The organism is Rhodopseudomonas sp. G2_2311, assembly GCF_047501505.1.
In the GTDB taxonomy this organism is placed as follows: domain Bacteria; phylum Pseudomonadota; class Alphaproteobacteria; order Rhizobiales; family Xanthobacteraceae; genus Rhodopseudomonas; species Rhodopseudomonas palustris_H.
The window spans coordinates 65,803-84,828 of sequence record NZ_JAZDRK010000017.1 but is presented as its reverse complement, the minus strand read 5'-3'; the positions used below and the strand labels follow the sequence as shown (position 1 = coordinate 84,828).

Sequence of the window (19,026 nt, the reverse complement as noted above, 5' to 3'; positions counted from 1 at the left end):
CCACTCCGGCGACGGCCGAACAAGGAGAGACGACGATGGAAACAGTCGAAGAGTTTCTGGCGCATTCGATCAAGCTCGAGCAGGAAGCCGCGCTGCGGTTCGGTCAGCTCGCCGACGCGATGGATAGTTGCGGCAACAAGGAAGTATCGAAGCTGTTCCGCCAGCTCGCGGACTACTCGCGGATGCATCAGGCCGATGCGCAGGCGCGCGCCGGCTTCCGCGACATCCCGCAGATGGAGCCCGGCGACTTCCAATGGCCGGGCCTGGAAAGCCCGGAAGCCGCCGCGATCTGGGGCACCGACCCGTTCATCGGCCGCGACCTCGCGCTGCAGATCGCGCTGGAAGCCGAGACAGGTGCGTTCGACTGGTACAAGAACGTCCTCGACACCACCGACAATCCCGAGATCAAGATGCTGGCGAAGGAATTCGTCGCCGAGGAAAGCGGTCACGTCGCCGAACTGCACCGCTGGATCGCGCTGCACAAGGCCGGCAAGCCGCTGCCGATGGAAATTACGCCGTTCTAAGCCGCGGCGGCTCCTAGCCCCGCCGACTGGCCATCCGATCGAACTGCGCGAGGCCGACGACGGCCTCGCCACCATTTACTGCGATCTGATCGCAAGACGCGGTGCAAAGTCGTGGCCAGCAGATCGCAATCGTCGGCATGCTCGCATCGATGATCCGCGACCGCGTTATCACCGTGCTGGAGCGATGGCTGGCCAATCCCGATCCTGCCACGATCTTTGATCGCGCCAATTACCACTGCCTGTCAGATCCGTTTCCACGATGGCTACGGTAACCAATGCGGCTTGAAGGCATTATCCGATCGTCTCTGCTCAAGATTACGAAGCACGTTACGTAGAACAGCGTATTCGCCACCGACCGCTGCGGTTCCATAGACCTGACGTTCTAACGTTACATGGAGCCAAGTTATGGCAAGTACCGGAAGCGTAAGCGCGTGGGACGAAGCCCTGCTCGTCGCAATGATCCAATATCCCGTGCCGGTGGTCAGCGGGCCGAAGGATATCCAAACCCAGGTCAAGCAGATCTGCCGCGCGGTCGACACTACCAAAGCCGGCTACCCCGATCTCGATCTGATCGTGTTCCCCGAATATTCGACTCAGGGTCTCAACACCGCGATCTGGACCTATGACGAGATGCTGCTGACGGTGGATTCACCGGAGATCGGCGCCTTCAAGGCGGCGTGCAAGCGCAACAAGGTCTGGGGCGTGTTCTCGCTGATGGAGCGCAACGACGATCCGTCGCTGCCGCCGTTCAACACCGCGATCATCATCAACGCCGACGGCGAACTGGCGCTGCATTATCGCAAGCTGCAGCCGTGGGTGCCGATCGAGCCGTGGTCGCCGGGCAATTACGGCATGCCGGTGTGCGACGGCCCGAAGGGCGCCAAGCTGGCGGTCTGCATCTGCCACGACGGCATGTTCCCGGAGCTGGCGCGCGAGGCCGCCTACAAGGGCGCCAACGTCTATATCCGGATCTCCGGCTATTCGACTCAGGTCAACGATCAGTGGATCTGGACCAACCGGACCAACGCCTGGCAGAACCTGATGTACACCATGTCGGTGAACCTGGCCGGCTACGACGGCGTGTTCTATTACTTCGGCGAAGGTACGGTGTGCAATTACGACGGCAACGTCATCCAGCAGGGCCACCGCAATCCCTGGGAGATCGTCACCGCCGAGCTATTCCCCCGCCTGGTCGACAAGGCGCGCGAGAACTGGGCGCTGGAGAACAACATCTTCAACCTCGGCTGCCGCGCCTATGTCGGCAAGCCCGGCGGCGAGAAGGCGAACTACCTGACCTGGGTACGTGATCTCGCCGAGGGCAACTACACGCTTCCCTGGGACGACAAGATCAAGGTCCGTGACGGCTGGAAGTATTATCCGGACGGCGTCAAGCTCGGTCCGATGCCGAAGCCGATCGCGGCGGAGTAGCTCCCACCGATCTCGTCATCTCAAGGGAGACCCGGCCGCCACGGCGACCGGGTCCTTGAGTGAGGTGGGCTTGAATGCCGGACCGCCCTCCAACACTTCGCCACTCTGCTGAAAGGTTAGCGCGCTTGATCCGCGCCTTCGGCCAGCAGCTTGTCGAGCCGGGCCTGCTCGTCGGCGCTGAGCGGCTTCGGGGCGTCGGTGGCGCGGGCGGCGTCGCGACCGCGGCGGCGGATGTGCAGCCACAGACCGAGGCCGCCGGCGACCAGCACCAGCGGCGGCAGCAGCCAGAGCAGCAGCGTGTGCGTCTCGAACCGCGGCTTCAGCAGCACGAATTCGCCGTAGCGCGACACCAGATAATCGATCACCTGCTTGTTGCTGTCGCCGGCCGCGATCCGCTCGCGCACCAAGAGCCGCAGATCCTTGGCCAGCGTCGCATCGGAATCGTCGATCGACTGGTTCTGGCACACCATGCAGCGCAGCTCGCGCGACAGCTCGCGCGCGCGCGCTTCCTTCGCGGGATCGGCCATCACCTCGTCGGGCTGCACCGCATGCGCCAGCGGCGCCGCGAATGCCAATATCATCAAGGACAGGAAAAAGGCGCGCAGGAACCTCACATCAAACTCCACCGGTTCGGCCGCAAGGATCTACCAGAGTTTCGAGCCTCGCGGCAATCGGACCAGGGCTGGACATCAATATCGCATTGTGCGATATTGATACATGCGTCCCATTGCGTTTACGCCAACAGCGACACGCCAATGGCTGAAGCTTGCTCCGCAAGTTCGGCTACGGATACGCGCCAAACTCGACGTTTTCGCGGCTTCGGGCCAGGGCGATATCAAAAAGCTCAAGGGCCAAGCCGGCGCCCGACTTCGGGTCGGTGATTGGCGGGTGATCTTCTACGAGGACGACGAACAGATCGTAATCGCCGCAGTCGGTCACCGACGCGAGATCTACGATTGAGAGGGATCGATGAAAGTCAAATTCAAGTCGACGGCGGAAGGCGAAGTGGCGATCCTGCCGCGCGCCGAGTACGAACGCCTCAAGGAGATCGAGCGCGAAAGCCTCGAGGACTCCGGCACCGCGCGGTTGGTCGCCCAAGCGAAGCGCGACGTCGCCGATGGTGCACCGATGCTGCCAATCGAAGTCGTCGAGCGATTGGCTTCCGGCGAAAACCCGATCCGTGTGCTGCGTCAGTTCCGTGGGCTGACTCAGGCTGAGCTCGCCACAGCCGAAGGTGTCGGGATCACTCAGAACTATCTGTCCGACCTCGAAACCGGCAAGCGCAAAGGGCCGTTTGAACTGCATCGCAAGATCGCAGCCAGCCTCGGCGTCCCGTTCGATCTGCTCTCGTCAATCGCAGTTTCGATGCAGGAGGCCGACCCGCAGCGCGTTGCGACACAGAGGAAGGCCGTCGCGGAGACGCGGCGAAGCCGAGGTCACGAATAGCCTACTCGGCCGGCTGCAGCACGCGCGGCGCCTTGGCGGGCTTCGGCGCACCGACCCGCAGGCGGCGATCGGACAGCGACAGCAGGCCGCCGAGCGCCATCAGGATCGGGCCGAACCAGATCAAGAGCACCATCGGCTTGTGATAGATCCGCACCGTCACTGCGCCCTGCTCGTTGATGTCGCCGAGCGAGACGTAGAGCTGGCTGAAGCCGCGGGTCAGCAGCGCCGCCTCGGTGGTCGACGAGCCGCGGGTGATGAAGCTGCGCTTCGACGGCGCCATCCCGCCGATCAGCCGGCCGTTTTCGGTGACTGTGAACTGGGTCAGCAATTCGCGATAGTTCGGGCCCTGGCGCTGGTTGGCGCCTTCGAACTTGAATTCGTAGCCGGCGAGCTTGGTGCTGTCGCCCGGCTTCATCGCCGCGATGTATTCGCTGTTCCAGGTGCTCTCGCAGACGATGCCGATCAGCGTCACGCCGAGCGCCGCATGGGCGAACATCGTGCCCCAGGCCGAGCGCGGCAGGCCGGAGGCGCGGCGCAGCGAGATCGACAGCGGACCGCGGAACAGTGCGATCCGCTCGGCGATATCGACCAGCGCGCCGACGATCACGAACACGGCGAGCCCGATCGCCAGCGGCGCCAGCACCGCGCCGCCATGAACCCAGGCGTACACGAAGGCGACCGCCAGCAGCGCCACCACCCCGGCGGCGATCAGCCGCTGCGCGGCTCCGATCAGATCACCGCGCTTCCACGCCAGCAGCGGACCGAACGGCACCGCGACCAGCAGCGGCACCATCAGCGGGCCGAAGGTGAGATTGAAGAACGGCGCGCCGACCGAGATCTTGTCGCCGGTCAGCACCTCCAGCGCCAGCGGATACAGCGTGCCGACGAACACGGTGGCGCAGGCGGTGGTGAGGAACAGATTGTTCAACACCAGCGAGCCTTCGCGCGAGATCGGCGCGAACAGCCCGCCCTGCTTCAGCGACGACGCGCGCCAGGCGAACAGCGTCAGGCTGCCGCCGATGAATACGCACAGGATGATCAGGATGAACACGCCGCGCGACGGATCGGTGGCGAAGGCGTGCACCGAGGTGAGCACGCCGGAGCGGACCAGGAAGGTGCCGAGCAGCGACAGCGAGAAGGTCAGGATCGACAGCAGGATGGTCCAGACCTTCAGCGCGTTGCGCTTCTCCATCACCAGCGCCGAATGCAGCAGCGCGGTGCCGGCCAGCCACGGCATCAGCGAGGCGTTTTCGACCGGGTCCCAGAACCACCAGCCGCCCCAGCCGAGTTCGTAGTAGGCCCAATACGAGCCCATCGCGATGCCGAGGGTCAGGAAGATCCAGGCGATCAGCGTCCACGGCCGCACCCAGCGCGCCCAGGCGGCGTCGAGCCGGCCTTCCATCAGCGCCGCGGCGGCGAACGAGAACGAGATCGAGAACCCGACATAGCCGAGGTACAGCATCGGCGGATGCACCGCGAGGCCGATATCCTGCAGCACCGGATTGAGATCGCGGCCTTCGGCCGGCGCATTGGCGATCCGCGCGAACGGGTTCGAGGTAATCAGGATGAACAGATAGAACGCGGTCGCGACCCAGCCCTGCACCGCCAGCACGTGGGCGCGCAGCGACAGCGGCAGGTTGTTGCCGAACGCCGCGACCAGGCCGCCGAACAGCGCCAGGATCGCCACCCACAGCAGCATCGAGCCTTCGTGGTTCCCCCACACGCCGGTGATCTTGTAGAGCAGCGGCTTCATCGAGTGGGAGTTCTCGTAGACGTTCACCACCGAGAAGTCGGAGGTGACGTGCAGCCACACCAGCGCGGTAAACGACAGGCCGGCGAACAACAGCTGCACCAGCGCGGTCGAGCGCGCCACGTTCATCAGCGCGCCGTCATTGAGCCGGGCGCCGAGCAGCGGAACGGTGGACTGAATCAGCGCCAGGGCCAGCGCCAGAACCAGTGCGTAGTGCCCGGCCTCGGCGATCATTTGCCGCCCTCCGCCGCATTCGCCGAGGTCTGGCCGGCGGTGGTCTCACCGGGCGACTTCTTGCCGTAGTCGTCCTTCCAGTGGCCGTCCTTCTTCAAGGCGTCGGCGACTTCCTTCGGCATGTACTTCTCGTCGTGCTTGGCAAGCACGGTGTCGGCTTCGAACACGCCGGCCTTGTCGAGCGAGCCTTCGGCGATTACGCCCTGCCCTTCGCGGAACAGGTCCGGCAGGATGCCCTTGTAGGCGACCGGCAGGGTGGCACTGCCGTCGGTGACCTTGAACGACACTCGGAGCTGCTCGCCACGCTGCAGCGAGCCGGGCTCGACCACGCCGCCGAGCCGGAACCGTCGGCCGGCCTCGATGTGCTGTTCGGCGACCATCTTCGGCGTCGAGAAGAACACGATCGAGTCGCGCAGCGCGTTGAGCACCAGGCCCACCGCAATCACGAGCACCACGCCCGCGCCCCCGATCATCAACAACCGCCGCTGTTTACGCGTCATGGTTCGTTCGCCTCGGCGTCCTCTACCGGATGTTCACAAGCGACGCTTGGCGGCGTCGCTCGAAGTGTTTGTCTGACGAAGATGTCGAAACCACATCGTTCGTGCTGCAATCGTCAGCCGTCGAGCCCGAGGCCCTTGAGGCCTTCGTTGAGCTGCTTCAGCCGGTCGGGCTTGTCGGCGACCGCCTGGCGCGCTTCGGTCTGCGCGCTCTTGGCCTTGTCGGTGTCGCCGAGCACCATATAGGCGCGCACCAGCCGCAGCCAGCCGTCGACATCGTCGCCGTTCTGCTTGAGCCGCGCGGCGAGCTTGGCGACCATGCCCTGGATCATCGCTGCACGCTCGGCTTCGCTCATGTTCTGCACGGCAGCGGCCGCGCCTTCCGGCAATGCCGGCTGCTTGGCTGTGCCGTCGACGCGGGCGAGCTCGGTCTGCAGCATCGGCCGCCACGGCGCGTCGGCCGGCCCCTTCTCCAGCATCGCGCGCCAGATCGTCGCGGCGTCCTTCGGGCGGCCATCCTGCTCGGCCGCAAGGCCGAGGAAGTAGCGCGCCTTGGCTTCATCCGGATTGAGCGCGACCGCACGCTCGAACTCGGTCTTGGCATCGGCAGTGACGACGCCGCCCGCCGCCGAGGTCAGCACCTCGCCGAGATCGGCGCGGCGGTCGGCGGTCTCGCCGGCGTAAGTAATCGAATTGCGATAGGCGCGCGCCGCATCGTCGAACCGGCCGGTCTTGGCCAGCACCGGCGCCAACACGGTCCAGCCGCGGCCATCGGTCGGGTTCTTTTCCAGATGCGCCTCGACCTGCGCCACCAGATTGTCGAGCGGCTGCGAACTCGGCGGCGCCTTGGCACGCGCGGCCAGCGGTTCGTCCGGCAGCATCGGCGAGCCGAGCGGCAGATACACAGCGATCGCCAGCACCGGCAGTCCGATCAGCGCCACCACCGCGACCATGCGGCGCAGGCCGCGGCGGGTGGTGGTCGGCGTCGAGCGTTCGGCCTCGGCGCTGGCAAGCAGCCGGCGGCCGATCTCGACCTTGGCGGCGGAGGCTTCGGAGGGACCGATCAACCCGATCGCGGCGTCGCGGTCGACTTCGGCGAGCTGGTCCTTGTAGACCGCCGCCTCGCTGCCATCGCGCTGCGCCTTGACGCTACGCCCGAGCGGCCACAGCACGGCGAACACCGCCACGGCCGTCATCATCGCGAACACAAACCAAAGCGCCATTCGAGCGAGGTTCCGGGTGAAGACTATGGAGCCGCGGCACCGGCCCGGCAGGTCGAAAATCCGGGCGGGTTACACCATGGTCGGACGATAGCCGCAATTGACATTTGCGGCACCGGATAAGGCGCCGCAGGGGACGAAACTTGATTTGAATCAAAGGGGAGTTCAGCCCGCCCGCGCCGCCGGCTTGCGTTCCACTACAACCATGGCGTTTTCGACCGCGCGACTCATCAGCGAGGCGTAGTCGTGGCTGAACAGCAATTCGCAGAACCGGACCGCGGCCTGCGCCTGCTGATGCCGGAACGGCTTCACCCGGGCGTCGGAGCCGCGCAGCGACTGCACCAGCGCGTCGGTGGATTTCTCGACATATTGCTGCAGCTCGGAATAGGTCCGCTGCGTCACTTCGTTGATCGCAAGTTCGCTGGCATAGGTGCGGCACACCGCGACGAAATCGATCAGCGCGGCAGTCTCGTCGACCTCGAGCTGGTCGAGCCTGGCGCCGCTGGCGATGTCCTTGTCGGGACGCTGGCGCAGCAGCCGGCGCACCCTGCCCGGCACGCTCTCGATCTCCGACTTCACCGCATTGGAGATGTCGACGCGGATCGCGGCGAGCTGCTTGCCCCACGACGAGTCGCTGCGGATGTCGAGCTCGGTGCGCAGGCCGCGAATGCCGTCGTGAATCACTTTGAGATTCTCGGCGACGTTGCCGTAGTGGCCGCGGCGGATTTCCTCGCGCAGATCGGCGGTGAGCCGCGCCAGATCCTGGATCGCCATGGTGACGGCGACGCCGTAAGGCGTGGCAGCGACCTTGATCTCGTCGTCCGAGCCGGCGACCTTGATGGCCAACCGGACGATCTGCCACGGCTGATTGAGGTGGTTGAGGATCAGCGTCAACGCGAACGGCAGCAGGATCGGCGTTTGCAGCGCCGGCACGTTGAGCGCCGCGATCATCGAATTAACCTGGCTGTCGCCGAACACCCGCAGGTTGCTGGAGAGCTTGCCGTTGAAGGTGTCGATGGCGTCGCGGTTCTTCAGCACCGCACCGATCGGCGCCAGATCTTCGACCGCCGACGGCGGGCCGACACGTGACATCGTGCGCTGGCGGTCGACTCCCGGCTCGGGGTTGATCAGCTTGTCGATCGCGGCGGCCGCGGCCTGTTGCAGCTTGCGGACCAGCTGCTCGACCTGCGACGCCGGCGCGCCGCGCAGGCCGATCAGCCCGGCCTCGAATTCGCGGATCTGATCCGGGATGCCCTCGCGCTCCAGCCACTGCCAGACCGAGGTCAGCGACGAGCGCCGGAGCTGTCCGGGCCGCGGCGTTTCCTTCGGATCGATCAGGAACGGTTCCAACACCCGGAACATCAGCCGGGCGGGATCATCGGAGCGCGGCTTGTTGTCGTCCTCGGAGCCGCGAACGATCTTGCGCAACTCCTCCAGCACGAAGCTGGCGACCGCCACATCCTCGCCCCGTTCGAGCGCACGCTCGAATTCCCGCATCAGCAGCGCTTGGGACTGCGGCGGGAGCTGGGAGAGATAATCTCTCAGCCGTTCGGTGGGTGTCTGGCTCATGCGCCCAATGGTTTGCAGGCTGTCCGCACGCGTGGACTTGCGCACCGCTCGCACGGTGCCCGTCACGCCACGGCGCTACCCTCCAGAGATAGCCACGGCGATGTTAAGAAGGGGTTGAGGTGACCGCGTCGAACGCTGGATTCACACTCTTCTGACACTGCCGCTCATGTGGATAAGGTGCTGGAAAGTTTCGTTTTCCAACACCTCAGCTGGCGGACGCAAGGCTAGCTTTGGGCGGTCCAGGGCGCGCCGTCATTGGCGCGGCAGGCGGTGCCGCGGGAGATCTCGATCTGCTGGCCGATCGTCACCGCGTGCGAATAGCCGCGGCAGGTCGAGCCCTGCTTCATATAGACCGGACCCGGCACGATGTTGCCGTAGCGGCCCGAGGACGCGTTCTTCCACGCCACCGGCGCACCGGATTCGCCGCGATCGAGCGCCTCCAGCTCGGCCGCATAGGCCAGCCGGCGGTCTTCGGCATTGAGCAGCGCGCCGATCTTCGGTCCGATCAGGCCGCCCATCGCGGCGGCATCGACCGCGGCGCTGCCGTCATTGCGGCCGAAATCCGAGGTCGCGGTGCTGGTGAAGGAATCCACCCGGGCCACCAGCCCGGACGTGCGATCGCACCCGGCCAGCGCCAGCGCGCCGGCGAGCAGCAACAGCAGCTTCACCCCCCAAGACGTCATGGTCATCCCCAACGGCTCCCCGAAGGCCAACAGCCTACATCCATAACCGTTAAGGAAAACAAGATGCAAATTCTGGCGCCCCTGTGGCAATCGCGGGGCTCGTTATGCCGCAGGCAGGGTCAGCTCGGCGCGCAGGCCGCCGATCGGGGCGTTGTCGAGCTTCAGCTCGCCGCCGTAAAGCGCTGCAAGATCAACGACAATTGCCAATCCAAGGCCGGAGCCGGGCTTGCTCTCGTCGAGCCGTTTGCCGCGCCGGGCGACCAGCGCGCGCTGCTCAGCCGATAGCCCGATACCGTCGTCGTCGACCACGATCCGCAGTTTGGGCGGACCGCCGGGCTCGTCGCTCTTCTCCCCGGTGACCGCGATGAACACCCGTCCGGCCGCCCATTTGCAGGCGTTGTCGACCAGATTGCCGACCATCTCCTCGAGGTCCTGGCGCTCGCCGCGGAACTTGAGGCCGGCAGCGACCTCGGCGCGGACCTGAATGGCGCGGTCGCGGTGGATCTTCTCCATGGTCCGGCGCAGCGCCTCGATCACCGGCTCGACCTCGGTGATGGTGCCGACCACGGTGAGCCGGGCCGCGATCCGGGCCCGCTCCAGATGGTGGGTGACCTGGCTGCGCATCAGCTCGGCCTGCTCCATCACCTTTGCGGCCAGCGGGTCGCCCGGCCGGGCGCCCGCTTCGTTGACCAGCACCGACAGCGGCGTCTTGATCGCGTGCGCCAAATTGCCGACATGGGTACGGGCGCGCTCGACGATCTCGCGATTGGCCTCGATCAGCGCATTGGTCTCACGCGCCAGGGTGGCGATTTCGACCGGGAACTGGCCCTCCAGCCGCTCGGCACGGCCGGACCGGACGTCGGCGATCGACTCCGAGATCCGCTTCAGCGGCGCGAGGCCGAACCGGACCTGGAAGATCGTGGTCAGCACCAGGCCGATCGACAGCGCCAGGAAGGTGCCGGCCAGATAGTAGTCGAAGGTGCGGGTCTCTTCGAAGATCTCGGTGGCGTCGCCCGCAACGGTGACGACGAACTTGCCGTCGAGGCCGAGATCAACTGGCCGCTCGACCATCCGCAGGGTCTGGCCTTCCGGCCCGTCGACATAACCGTGCCGCACGCCGGACGGACCGAGCTCGATGCCCTGATCTTCCAGCCGGGGCAGCTTGCGGTCCCACAGCGACCGCGAGGCGCGGGTTTCCGGCTTCTCGCCGTCGGTGCGGACCACCTGCCAGTACCAGCCGGACAGCGGCAGATCGAACAGCGGCTCGCCGATCGACTGGAACGCCTCCTGGGTGGTGTCGGGGGTGGCGACCTCGGCGATGATGGTGCGCAGATAAAGGTTGAGCCGGCGATCGAACGCGCGCTCCGAGGCGCCGCGATACACCGACGACAGCGCGATGCCGGTGATCGCCAGGATCACCACCACCCACGCGGTCGCCGACAGGAACAGCCGGGTGGCGAGCGAACTGCCGCGGCGGGAGGGTTTGGCGGTCACCGCGTCGCCGGCGCGCTAATGCGCGTCCGCGGCCGGCGGCGACAGCAGATAGCCGAGCCCGCGCACGGTCTGGATGATGTCGACGCCGAGCTTCTTGCGGATGCGGCCGACGAACACTTCGATGGTGTTGCTGTCGCGGTCGAAATCCTGATCGTAAAGATGCTCGACCAGTTCGGTGCGCGACACCACCCGGCCGGAGTGGTGCATCAGATAGGCCAGCAGCCGATATTCGTGGCTGGTCAGCTTCACCGGATTGCCGCTGACGCTGACCCGGCCGGTGCGGGTGTCGAGCACCACCGGGCCGCAGGTCAGTTCGGATTGGGCGTGGCCGGCGCTCCGCCGCAGCAGCGCGCGGATCCGCGCCAGCACCTCCTCGAGGTGGAACGGCTTGGCGACGTAATCGTCGGCGCCGGCGTCGAAGCCCTGCACCTTGTCGCTCCAGCGGTCGCGCGCAGTGAGGATCAGCACCGGCATCGCGCGGCTGTTGCGCCGCCACGCTTCCAGCACCGAGATGCCATCCATCTTCGGCAGGCCGATATCCAGCACGACGGCGTCGTACGGCTCGGTGTCGCCGAGGAAATGCCCCTCCTCGCCATCGAAGGCGCGGTCGACCACGTAACCGGCATCGGTCAGCGCAGTGGTGAGCTGGCGGTTGAGATCGGGGTCATCTTCGACGACGAGCAGACGCACCTTCAACTCCGGTCGTTTGATGCACTGGCAGGCGAAGCGCTGACAGCATGACGGATGTGAAGATGAGCGGCGGCGGGGTGAATGCGCGGTGAACGACGGCGCGGCGCCGGATTACTTTTTCTTCACGACCGCTTTGACCAGCCTGTCGATCATACCCGGGCTGTCCTGCCCGGTGGCGGCACAGACCTTTTCGCGGGTCCGACCGCTGACATAGACGCCTAGCACGCCGAATCGGAAACCCCAATAGGCGACCAGGAGCGCAGTGGCACCGATCAGCGCGTTGATGGTGGCGACGTCGCCGGTCCAGAATTCGTGCACCAGCACCGCCCACAGCGCGGCGCATTCGGCAGTCAGCTCGAAGGCGTACACCGGCCGCCACCAGCGCTGCACCGGGTCGCTGGCGGCGAGCTCGGCCCGGATCGTCGCCTGGGTCTCGGCGATCGCAGTGCGCTGGGCTTCCGCCTCGGCGCGGACCGCCTCGCACCACCGCGCCTCGGCCTCCGCGATCCGCTCCGGCGCGGCCGCCGGCAGCGACGCCTGCACCACCTCCGGGGTCGGCACCGACGCGCCGAGCGCATCGGACAGGATCTTGCCGGCCGCGCCGCCGAGCGGTCCGCCGAGCGCGGTGCCCAGCATCGGCGCGCCGAGCGCAATCACCTGTTTGGCGAGATCGGCCCAATCCATGGTCAGCTCCTCCGGAAGGCCGCGCGCAGCACGGCGACGAATTGGCTCCACCGCGACGGCGGCGGTTGTGTTTGCGATTGAGGCGGCACTTCGGTGCGCGGCGGCGACGGCTGCGGCGATGCGATCACCACCGGCGCTTCGGCCAGCGCCGCCTTCCAGCTCGCCAGCCACGCCTTGCGTTCGGCGAGCCCGATGGTGCCACCGTTGAGCCGGCGGGTGACGCCGACGATGTCGTCGGCCTGCGCGAACGGCAGACAGCCGCAAGCGACGAAGTCAGCGACGCCGCACAAGAGGAAGTAGCGCGGATCGATTAGCAGCTCGGGATTATTGACCAAGTCGAGGCCGGTGAGCGCGGCGAGCCTCGCGTAGCCCTCGCGCCCGGTGGTCTGCGCCGCACCGCGGCCGCGATAGCTCCAGCCGTCGTCGGAGCCGGCGCGGTTGCCCATGCGGCCGTTATAGACCTTGTTGGCGAGCGCCCGCGGATCATGCGCATAAGGCGCGGCGCTTGCCAGCGTCGGAAATCGCGACGGCCATACCTGCATCATCCGCGCCGCGGTGTAGTTCATGTTCTCCACCACCTCCTGCCCTGCCCCGCATTCGTGGCTGAGTTGCGCCATCACATGCGCAGCAAGTTCGGGCGTGGTGATACCAAAGCGCGCGAACACGCTCTCCGACGCCGCCGCGGTGCCGGCAATCAGTCCCGCCACGCGCCGATCGCCCCGCGGCCACAATCGCCGCAGCAAGGATTCGTCGATTTTCATGGGATTGCCTCTGAGGCGGAGCGTCATTGCGAGGAGCGCAGCGACGAAGCAATCCAGCTTCAGTGCTCGGCGCTCTGGATTGCTTCGCTTCGCTCGCAATGACGAGGTTGAATGACTTGATAGTTACCCAATCGCGCCACGCGAGCCGAGAAGCGCCGCCGGCTCGGCGTACATCTGGAACAGCGCGACGTTGACCGACGCGGCGGTGCTGCCGTTGTTCATCCACAGATGCGGGGTGAGGAATTGCGTCGCGGCCGGCAGGTCGCTGGTGACGACGCCGGTCGCGACGTCGCCCGAATTCAGCCGCTCGACACGGTAGCGGATCTCGCCGCCGTTCGGCTCGGCCGACAGTAACAACTCGTATAGATCCTGCCCGCCGGTGGTCGGGAAGCCGGCGCCAAGGCTGGTCTTGGTTGCGGCGCCGCTGCCGTCGTTCGTCAGCAGCGACAGCGTCGTATCCCCGGAGTCGAAACCGACGCCGATCAGGTTGAGCAGCGTGCTCGGATTGGCATTGCCGATCGGGCTCGCCGAGCCATACAGCCCGGCGAACAGCCGGCAGTTGGTTTGAAACCACTCGATGCCGAACCGCATCAGCAAATAGAAACCGCCGAGGCTCGCGGCATTGCCGCGCCACAGCGTCAGCGCCGATCCGCTCACCCCGGCCGATGCGCCGCTTGTCGCGGCGGAGACGAGATCGAGCCGCGGCGACGACAGAAACAGATTGCCGGCCGATGGACTCACCGCGGTCGCGGTGCCGGTGAGCGTAGCGCCGAGGCCGACCATATCGAGCGTGGTACTGCCCGGCCGCGGCGACCATTGCAGCGGCTGCCGGCGCCGTGCGTCCTTCAGATCGAGCCGGCCGTGCAACCCCGACCATCCGCGCAAGCCCGCGTAGTAATTCGCCGCATCCGGCGTCAGCTTGACGACGAAGTCGTCGCTGCCGAGCAGGCCGAGCAGCGCTCGCGAATTCCAATTGTCCTGCAGGATCAGCCCGGCGTCTTTCGCGGCGGCGCTCTTGTTGATGGTCACGCGCATATGGCCGCTGCCGGGCGTGACGTCGTCGTTCGACAGCAGCACGTTGTCGGACTTCACCGACAACCGCCGACCGGAATCCGCCGTGGTGTTGACGCCGAGCAGCGGCAGGTTCTGAAACGCCGCCAGCGCGTTGACCCACGCCGCGCCGCTCCAGGCGAGCAACGTTTGCGTCGACAGGTCGTAGGCGAGCCAGCCTGGGTTCGGTGCGAAGAACCGCCAGTCGCCATCGTAGTACGCGGCGACCTGCCCGCTCTTGCCGGCCCAGGCGCCGCTGGCACTGGCCGCGACGATCCAGCGCTGCCCCTCGCTTGGCGATGGCGGCGGCGTGCTCAGCGCCGCCGACAGCACCGCGAGTTGCACAAGACCGTCGAGGCTGAACAGCGCCTCGTTGTGGGTAACGTGCTTCTGCGCCTGGCTCGCCTCGATCAGCGGCAGGCCGAGATTGGCAGTGGTCATGATCAGTCCTCACAGCGCGAAGGTGGCGGTGGCGGCAAAGCCTGGGCCGACAGTGGCGGACAGCTGCGCGACGCGGAGCGTGAGCGAGGCTTGCGCCGCGCCGAAATCGGCCCGCTCGTCCGCGGCCGGATACAGCGCCTGCGGCACGGTTGTTTGCATGGTCCGCACCACCGCGCCGCCGCCGAGAATGTCGACCGCATAGGCTTCGCTGTCTTCGCCGAGCGGCACCTCGACGCCCCAGCCGTCGCCGTCGATCCGGGTGCGGCGGATCCAGCCGATGCGAACGCCGTCGGCGGTGCGGCGCGCAGACAGATGCACCGGCGCCAGCGGCCGTAGCGCGGTCAGCCCCGGCGCCACGGTCAGGTCGACCGCACTCGCATCGTCATGGCTGCGCCCGGCCGCGACGATCCGCAGGCGCAGGCTACGGCCGAGCGCCGACAGCCCGCGCGCGATCGGCACCAGATGGGTGTCGAGCAGCACGAACCGCGCGCCGGCCGGCACCAGGTCGCGCACCGCGCTATCGCTGCCGGCCTGCCCGCGCAGCAGATGCGAGAGTCGATAAGTGTTGCCGTCAATTAGTTCGGCGCCGGCGAATTGCAGGATCTCCCAGCCGCCGTCGGAAGTCTGCACCGCCGCCGCGTTGCCGCCGGCCAGCACCCGCAGCTCCGACAGCGACGCCAGCGCGCCGCCGGCGATCTGGACGCGAAACGAGGTGACGCGGTCCCACCGCGCCAGTGGCCCGCGCGGCAGCGGATCGAGCGTGGTGCCGATGATGCTCCGCGCCGCCGCGCTCGCCAGCGGCTGATAGCTCGCGCCATCGGCCGAGACGTAGATCGCCTCCGCCACCGGCCACGGATTGGCGAACACCGCGAGCCGCGTCAGCACGTCCGGCGTAGTCGCATCGATCACCGGCAGATCGAGCGCGATCACTTCCGCGGGGCCGAGCGCGGCCGGGATCGCCACCGCGGACGGCCGCGGCATCCGCTGCGGCAGCGCGAACACGTCGGGATCGATGCTGCGCGCCGTCACCTGCCGCGTATTCGTGTCAACCAGTTCGTCGATCTCGAACAACCGCCGCCGGCCCGCGAGCGTCAGCGCCACCACGTCGCCGGGCGCGAGCCGCAGATGTCGCAAGCCAAGCGTGAAGCTGGCGCGCTCGCGGCCGGCCCACAGATCCTGCAGCACGATCTCGGCGCGCCGCGCCGCTGCCGCATCGTTGGTGACGACCGCAAGATCGGCCTTCACCATCCGCGCCGCGCCGCCGACCAGCCGGCGCGAGCCAGCGGCGGCGCGACGATAGTCGGCCAGCGCATCGCTGTAGGCGATCGCGGTTTCGCGCGGCAGCTCGGTCTCCTGCGCCCGCGTCAATCGCCATGGCGCGCCCTTGTCGGGCAGCACCAGATCGTCCTCATTCAGTTCGATCACCGGCACAGCGCCACGCTGCACGAAGCGCAGCACGCCGCCGGCCGCCTCCGCCTCGAAGCTGTAGGCCAGCGCCAACGGCTCGATCATCGCGCGCGGTGCCATCGGCCGGTCGACCACATAGCCGTCGCAACCCTCGCGCAGATCGCGGCTGTCGACGCCGCCGACACCGGCATCGGCCAGCAGCGCGGCAATCAGCGCATCGAGCGGCGCACCGCCGAGCCGGCCGGTCAGCCAGTGCCCGCTGGTCCAGTTCGGCGCATCGCTCCACACCTCATCGGCGGCAGGAAACACCGGATAGGGCCGCGCGTCCCAGGTCCACAGATGGATCGCCGACAGGTCGATCATCCGCCCGCCGTATAGCGGCGACACCGGATTGCGGGCGTCGGCGCTGAACGCCGTGATCAGGCATTCGAGATAGCGGCGCTGGATCAGATCGTCGCGCTCGCCGCTGGAGAAATACGGCGCGTAGTTCTCACTCGATTTCGGATCGGGAAACACGCTGGGCTGATTGGCACCCTTGTCGACCGCCGGGCAGCCGACCTCGGTCAGCCACACCGGCTTGCTCATCGGCACCCAGCCGGTCGACGAGGCCAGCTCGGCGCCGCCGACCCGCTCGTGATGCGGCTGTGACCAGAAGCTGCGGATGTCCTTGACGCGGTAGATCCACGGCTTGCCGAGCCCATCGGTGATCGGCACCCGCGCTTGGGCTGTGCGCGCCGCCGCGTCCGGATAGTACCAGTCGTAGCCCTCCCCGGCTTCGACATTGCCGGCAAGATAAGCGCGATCGTAAGTGGTGGCAGCAATCGCCGAATCCAGATGGCCGGCGTCGTCGCGCCAGTCGGCGAGCGGCGCGTAGTAATCGATCCCGATCGCGCCGATCGCCGGTGACGCCCACAGCGGATCGAGCGGAAACCGCACCTCGGACGCATCCGGCGTCACCACGTCGGCGCCGTATTCGGTCCAGTCGGCTCCATACGTGACCAGCGTGCCAGCGCCGACGATCGCCTTGACGTCGGCGGCGAGCGCGACGAGCTGCTGCACCGCCGGGTACACGCCGGGCGCCGAGCGCACCCGCGTCAGCGAGCGCAGCTCCGAGCCGATCAGGAATGCATCGACGCCGCCGGCATTGGCGCAAAGCTGCGCGTAATGCAGGATCATGCGGCGATAATTCCAGGCGCCGCCGGCGAAGAACTGCGCCACCTGCGCGGCAGCCGTCGCGGTGCCTTGCGGTGAGCCCGGCACGCCCGGCGCCGGATCGCAACTGATGCGGCCGCGCCAGGGATAAGGCGGCTGCGGCGCCGCGCCGGTCCACGGATTGGCAAGGCCATTGCCGGCCGGCACGTCCATCACCACGAACGGATAGAACGTGACCTTCAGCCCGCGGGCTTTCAGCTCGCCGATCAGATGCACCACGCTGTCGTCGGACGGCGTGCCGCCATAGGCGGGCCGTCCATTCACCTGCGAGATCAGCCGTGCGCTGGCGCGGGTCGCGCCGGCCACCGACCAGGAGCCCTGATCGAGCCTCTTGTCGCGGCGCTCGACGCCGGGCTCGACCGTGCAGGCCTGCGCCCGCAGATCGGTGCCGAACCACGCCACCACCAGCGCGACGCGCTGCAGCCCCGGGCAGACGCCCTGCAGATCGTCGAGCGAAGCGAGCACGTCGGACGGCGCATAGGCAACGTGGCGGTTCTCCGGCGCGGCGCTGCCGGCGCCGAGCACCTGCACCCGCGTCGCTGGCTCGTAGCCGAATTCGGTGGTGCCGGGGATCAGCGTCACCGCGCGGGTGATCTGTTCGAGCTCGCCGATCGGCCGCACGATCTCGAAAGACAATTGCGGAATCCGGTTGCCGAAATCGGCGAGCGGCAGCCGCTCGAACACGACGTACGCCAGCCCGCGATACGCCGGCGTGCTGCCGGCGCCTTCCTTGGCGACGATCAGTCCGTCGGGCGCCTGATCCTCGGTGCCGCGATGAACGCGAACGTTGAGGCCCGACAGATCGAGCGGCTTGCCGTCGGCCCAGATCCGCACCACCCGGCCGATCGGTCCTTCGCACAGTCCGACCGCGAAATTGGCGAAGTAACTGTAAGTCGTGGTGGTGGTCGTGGTCTGCCCGCCCCCGCCGCCGCCAAAGCCCTTGCCGCCACCACCACCGCCGGTGGTGCTCTGCTCGACGCTGATCACCTCCTCGAGCGCGGTCGCCCAGATCACCTGGCCGGCGAGCCGGGCGCGGCCATAGACCCGCGGGATCGGCGCGCCTTCGGTCGAGGCCATCACATCGAGATCAGCGAGCCGCGGCCCTTCGACCGCGCGCGAGCTATCGCTGCTGCCGCCGAACAGCGACTGATCGAGCGCATTGCCGATCAGCGCGCCCGCGATCCGCCCGGCAATCGCGCCGACCGGACCGAACAGCGCGCCAGCCGCAGCGCCGGCGACGGAAAGAACGAGAGCTGCCATGGGATTGACTTCGATCGAGGGCGTAAACGTTGGTCAAAAACGAAGATGCCCGGCGCAAGGCCGGGCACGATGTCGAGAGAGTGAGCGCTGAATTCTCAGGATCGCGTTTCGCGCGAACCTCTAAGGCTGCGAGCCCCGCGGAAACCAGACCCGGCCGAACACGCGGTCGCCGCGCAGATGGTGATACAGCGCCGCCGCGACATGCACGATCAGCAGAAGCACCAACAGCCGTGCACCGAACCCGTGCGGGATACGCGGCCGGTAGTGCCAGAACTCCGGCAAGGCTGTTACCTCGTGCGAGAAGATCGCCGGCGCTGCTCCGCTCGCCAGCATCATGCCGATGCCGCTCGTGATCATGCCGAACACCACCACGTAGAACATGAGATGCACCGCGCGCGCGATCCACTGCTGCAAGCGTGGCGCGCCGTCGATCGGCTCCGGCTTGTTGTCGATACCGAGCCACCACACCACGCGGACGACGGTGAGAACCAGCACCAGCGCGGCCGCCGGCAGATGCACCCGGAGCAACGCCGCCTTGGTGGCGGCCTCCTCGGCCGCCGCAGCGCGAAAGCCAGTCAGCAGCGCGATCAGGATCAGAACCGCGGTGAGCCAGTGAATCGTCACAGCCACGGTGCCGTATTGATCGGATGAACTATGCAGCGCCATCGTGATCGTC

17 protein-coding genes are annotated in these 19,026 nt (G+C 67.2%); 4 read left to right on the top strand and 13 right to left on the bottom strand.

Annotated elements, in window-relative coordinates:
• The first annotated feature begins 35 nt into the window (after positions 1–35).
• Together VRZ08_RS19520 and VRZ08_RS19515 are read left to right on the top strand one after the other, a co-directional pair.
• Positions 36–524 carry a ferritin-like domain-containing protein gene (locus tag VRZ08_RS19520; protein WP_107355121.1) on the top strand — a complete coding sequence of 163 codons (489 nt, stop codon included), beginning with the start codon at positions 36–38 and terminating at the stop codon, positions 522–524.
• A gap of 405 nt (positions 525–929) precedes the next feature.
• Positions 930–1,952: a formamidase gene (locus tag VRZ08_RS19515; protein ID WP_414533584.1), complete on the top strand. Its 1,023-nt coding sequence runs from the start codon at positions 930–932 to the stop codon at positions 1,950–1,952.
• 116 nt (positions 1,953–2,068) lie between these two features.
• Here the strand turns inward: VRZ08_RS19515 and VRZ08_RS19510 are convergent, their stop codons facing one another.
• A complete protein-coding gene (locus tag VRZ08_RS19510; RefSeq protein ID WP_107355119.1) occupies positions 2,069–2,533 on the bottom strand; it encodes a cytochrome c-type biogenesis protein in 465 nt (154 codons plus the stop codon).
• Positions 2,534–2,669: 136 nt separating this feature from the next.
• Between VRZ08_RS19510 and VRZ08_RS19505 the strand changes: the two genes are divergently transcribed.
• Both VRZ08_RS19505 and VRZ08_RS19500 read left to right on the top strand, forming a co-directional pair.
• On the top strand, positions 2,670–2,912 hold the full coding sequence (locus tag VRZ08_RS19505; RefSeq protein WP_107343890.1) for a type II toxin-antitoxin system RelE family toxin: 243 nt from the start codon (positions 2,670–2,672) through the stop codon (positions 2,910–2,912).
• Between the two features lie 9 nt (positions 2,913–2,921).
• A complete protein-coding gene (locus VRZ08_RS19500) occupies positions 2,922–3,398 on the top strand; it encodes a helix-turn-helix transcriptional regulator (RefSeq protein WP_263991331.1) in 477 nt (158 codons plus the stop codon).
• A gap of 1 nt (position 3,399) precedes the next feature.
• On the opposite strand, the gene VRZ08_RS19495 is transcribed toward VRZ08_RS19500, so the two are convergent.
• From VRZ08_RS19495 to VRZ08_RS19440, 12 genes are all read right to left on the bottom strand, one after another.
• Positions 3,400–5,382, bottom strand: coding sequence for a heme lyase CcmF/NrfE family subunit (locus VRZ08_RS19495; protein ID WP_264076245.1), 1,983 nt, complete (start codon positions 5,380–5,382; stop codon positions 3,400–3,402).
• The gene (ccmE, locus tag VRZ08_RS19490; RefSeq protein WP_107355116.1) at positions 5,379–5,882 is read right to left on the bottom strand and encodes a cytochrome c maturation protein CcmE; all 504 of its coding nucleotides are present in this window, start codon (positions 5,880–5,882) and stop codon (positions 5,379–5,381) included. The genes VRZ08_RS19495 and ccmE overlap by 4 nt, the downstream gene beginning before the upstream one ends.
• Before the next feature lie 113 nt (positions 5,883–5,995).
• Complete coding sequence (gene ccmI, locus VRZ08_RS19485) at positions 5,996–7,102, bottom strand: c-type cytochrome biogenesis protein CcmI (RefSeq protein WP_414533583.1); 1,107 nt, start codon at positions 7,100–7,102, stop codon at positions 5,996–5,998.
• 162 nt (positions 7,103–7,264) lie between these two features.
• Positions 7,265–8,668, bottom strand: a complete 1,404-nt coding sequence (locus VRZ08_RS19480) for a hypothetical protein (RefSeq protein ID WP_263991328.1) — start codon at positions 8,666–8,668, stop codon at positions 7,265–7,267.
• Between the two features lie 224 nt (positions 8,669–8,892).
• Positions 8,893–9,357: an RT0821/Lpp0805 family surface protein gene (locus VRZ08_RS19475; protein WP_414533582.1), complete on the bottom strand. Its 465-nt coding sequence runs from the start codon at positions 9,355–9,357 to the stop codon at positions 8,893–8,895.
• Positions 9,358–9,453: 96 nt separating this feature from the next.
• Positions 9,454–10,845, bottom strand: coding sequence for an ATP-binding protein (locus VRZ08_RS19470; RefSeq protein ID WP_414533581.1), 1,392 nt, complete (start codon positions 10,843–10,845; stop codon positions 9,454–9,456).
• Between the two features lie 15 nt (positions 10,846–10,860).
• A complete protein-coding gene (locus tag VRZ08_RS19465) occupies positions 10,861–11,535 on the bottom strand; it encodes a response regulator transcription factor (protein ID WP_011157420.1) in 675 nt (224 codons plus the stop codon).
• 111 nt (positions 11,536–11,646) lie between these two features.
• A complete protein-coding gene (locus VRZ08_RS19460; RefSeq protein ID WP_164634687.1) occupies positions 11,647–12,219 on the bottom strand; it encodes a 3TM-type holin in 573 nt (190 codons plus the stop codon).
• Between the two features lie 2 nt (positions 12,220–12,221).
• Positions 12,222–12,980, bottom strand: coding sequence for a glycoside hydrolase family 19 protein (locus VRZ08_RS19455; RefSeq protein WP_414533580.1), 759 nt, complete (start codon positions 12,978–12,980; stop codon positions 12,222–12,224).
• A 123-nt stretch (positions 12,981–13,103) separates the two neighbouring features.
• Positions 13,104–14,471, bottom strand: coding sequence for a DUF2793 domain-containing protein (locus VRZ08_RS19450; RefSeq protein ID WP_414533579.1), 1,368 nt, complete (start codon positions 14,469–14,471; stop codon positions 13,104–13,106).
• A 9-nt stretch (positions 14,472–14,480) separates the two neighbouring features.
• Positions 14,481–18,350 carry a baseplate multidomain protein megatron gene (locus tag VRZ08_RS19445; protein WP_414533578.1) on the bottom strand — a complete coding sequence of 1,290 codons (3,870 nt, stop codon included), beginning with the start codon at positions 18,348–18,350 and terminating at the stop codon, positions 14,481–14,483.
• Positions 18,351–18,470: 120 nt separating this feature from the next.
• On the bottom strand, positions 18,471–19,016 hold the full coding sequence (locus VRZ08_RS19440; RefSeq protein WP_414533577.1) for a cytochrome b: 546 nt from the start codon (positions 19,014–19,016) through the stop codon (positions 18,471–18,473).
• Positions 19,017–19,026: the final 10 nt, after the last annotated feature.

Coding starts and splice junctions, on each gene's coding strand:
- VRZ08_RS19500 (WP_263991331.1), top strand. CDS start 2,922: ATGAAAGTCAAATTCAAGTCGACGGCGGAAGGCGAAGTGGCGATCCTG.
- VRZ08_RS19475 (WP_414533582.1), bottom strand. CDS start 9,357: ATGACCATGACGTCTTGGGGGGTGAAGCTGCTGTTGCTGCTCGCCGGC.
- VRZ08_RS19495 (WP_264076245.1), bottom strand. CDS start 5,382: ATGATCGCCGAGGCCGGGCACTACGCACTGGTTCTGGCGCTGGCCCTG.
- VRZ08_RS19445 (WP_414533578.1), bottom strand. CDS start 18,350: ATGGCAGCTCTCGTTCTTTCCGTCGCCGGCGCTGCGGCTGGCGCGCTG.
- VRZ08_RS19440 (WP_414533577.1), bottom strand. CDS start 19,016: ATGGCGCTGCATAGTTCATCCGATCAATACGGCACCGTGGCTGTGACG.
- ccmI (WP_414533583.1), bottom strand. CDS start 7,102: ATGGCGCTTTGGTTTGTGTTCGCGATGATGACGGCCGTGGCGGTGTTC.
- VRZ08_RS19455 (WP_414533580.1), bottom strand. CDS start 12,980: ATGAAAATCGACGAATCCTTGCTGCGGCGATTGTGGCCGCGGGGCGAT.
- VRZ08_RS19510 (WP_107355119.1), bottom strand. CDS start 2,533: ATGATATTGGCATTCGCGGCGCCGCTGGCGCATGCGGTGCAGCCCGAC.
- VRZ08_RS19450 (WP_414533579.1), bottom strand. CDS start 14,471: ATGACCACTGCCAATCTCGGCCTGCCGCTGATCGAGGCGAGCCAGGCG.
- VRZ08_RS19520 (WP_107355121.1), top strand. CDS start 36: ATGGAAACAGTCGAAGAGTTTCTGGCGCATTCGATCAAGCTCGAGCAG.
- ccmE (WP_107355116.1), bottom strand. CDS start 5,882: ATGACGCGTAAACAGCGGCGGTTGTTGATGATCGGGGGCGCGGGCGTG.
- VRZ08_RS19460 (WP_164634687.1), bottom strand. CDS start 12,219: ATGGATTGGGCCGATCTCGCCAAACAGGTGATTGCGCTCGGCGCGCCG.
- VRZ08_RS19505 (WP_107343890.1), top strand. CDS start 2,670: ATGCGTCCCATTGCGTTTACGCCAACAGCGACACGCCAATGGCTGAAG.
- VRZ08_RS19515 (WP_414533584.1), top strand. CDS start 930: ATGGCAAGTACCGGAAGCGTAAGCGCGTGGGACGAAGCCCTGCTCGTC.
- VRZ08_RS19480 (WP_263991328.1), bottom strand. CDS start 8,668: ATGAGCCAGACACCCACCGAACGGCTGAGAGATTATCTCTCCCAGCTC.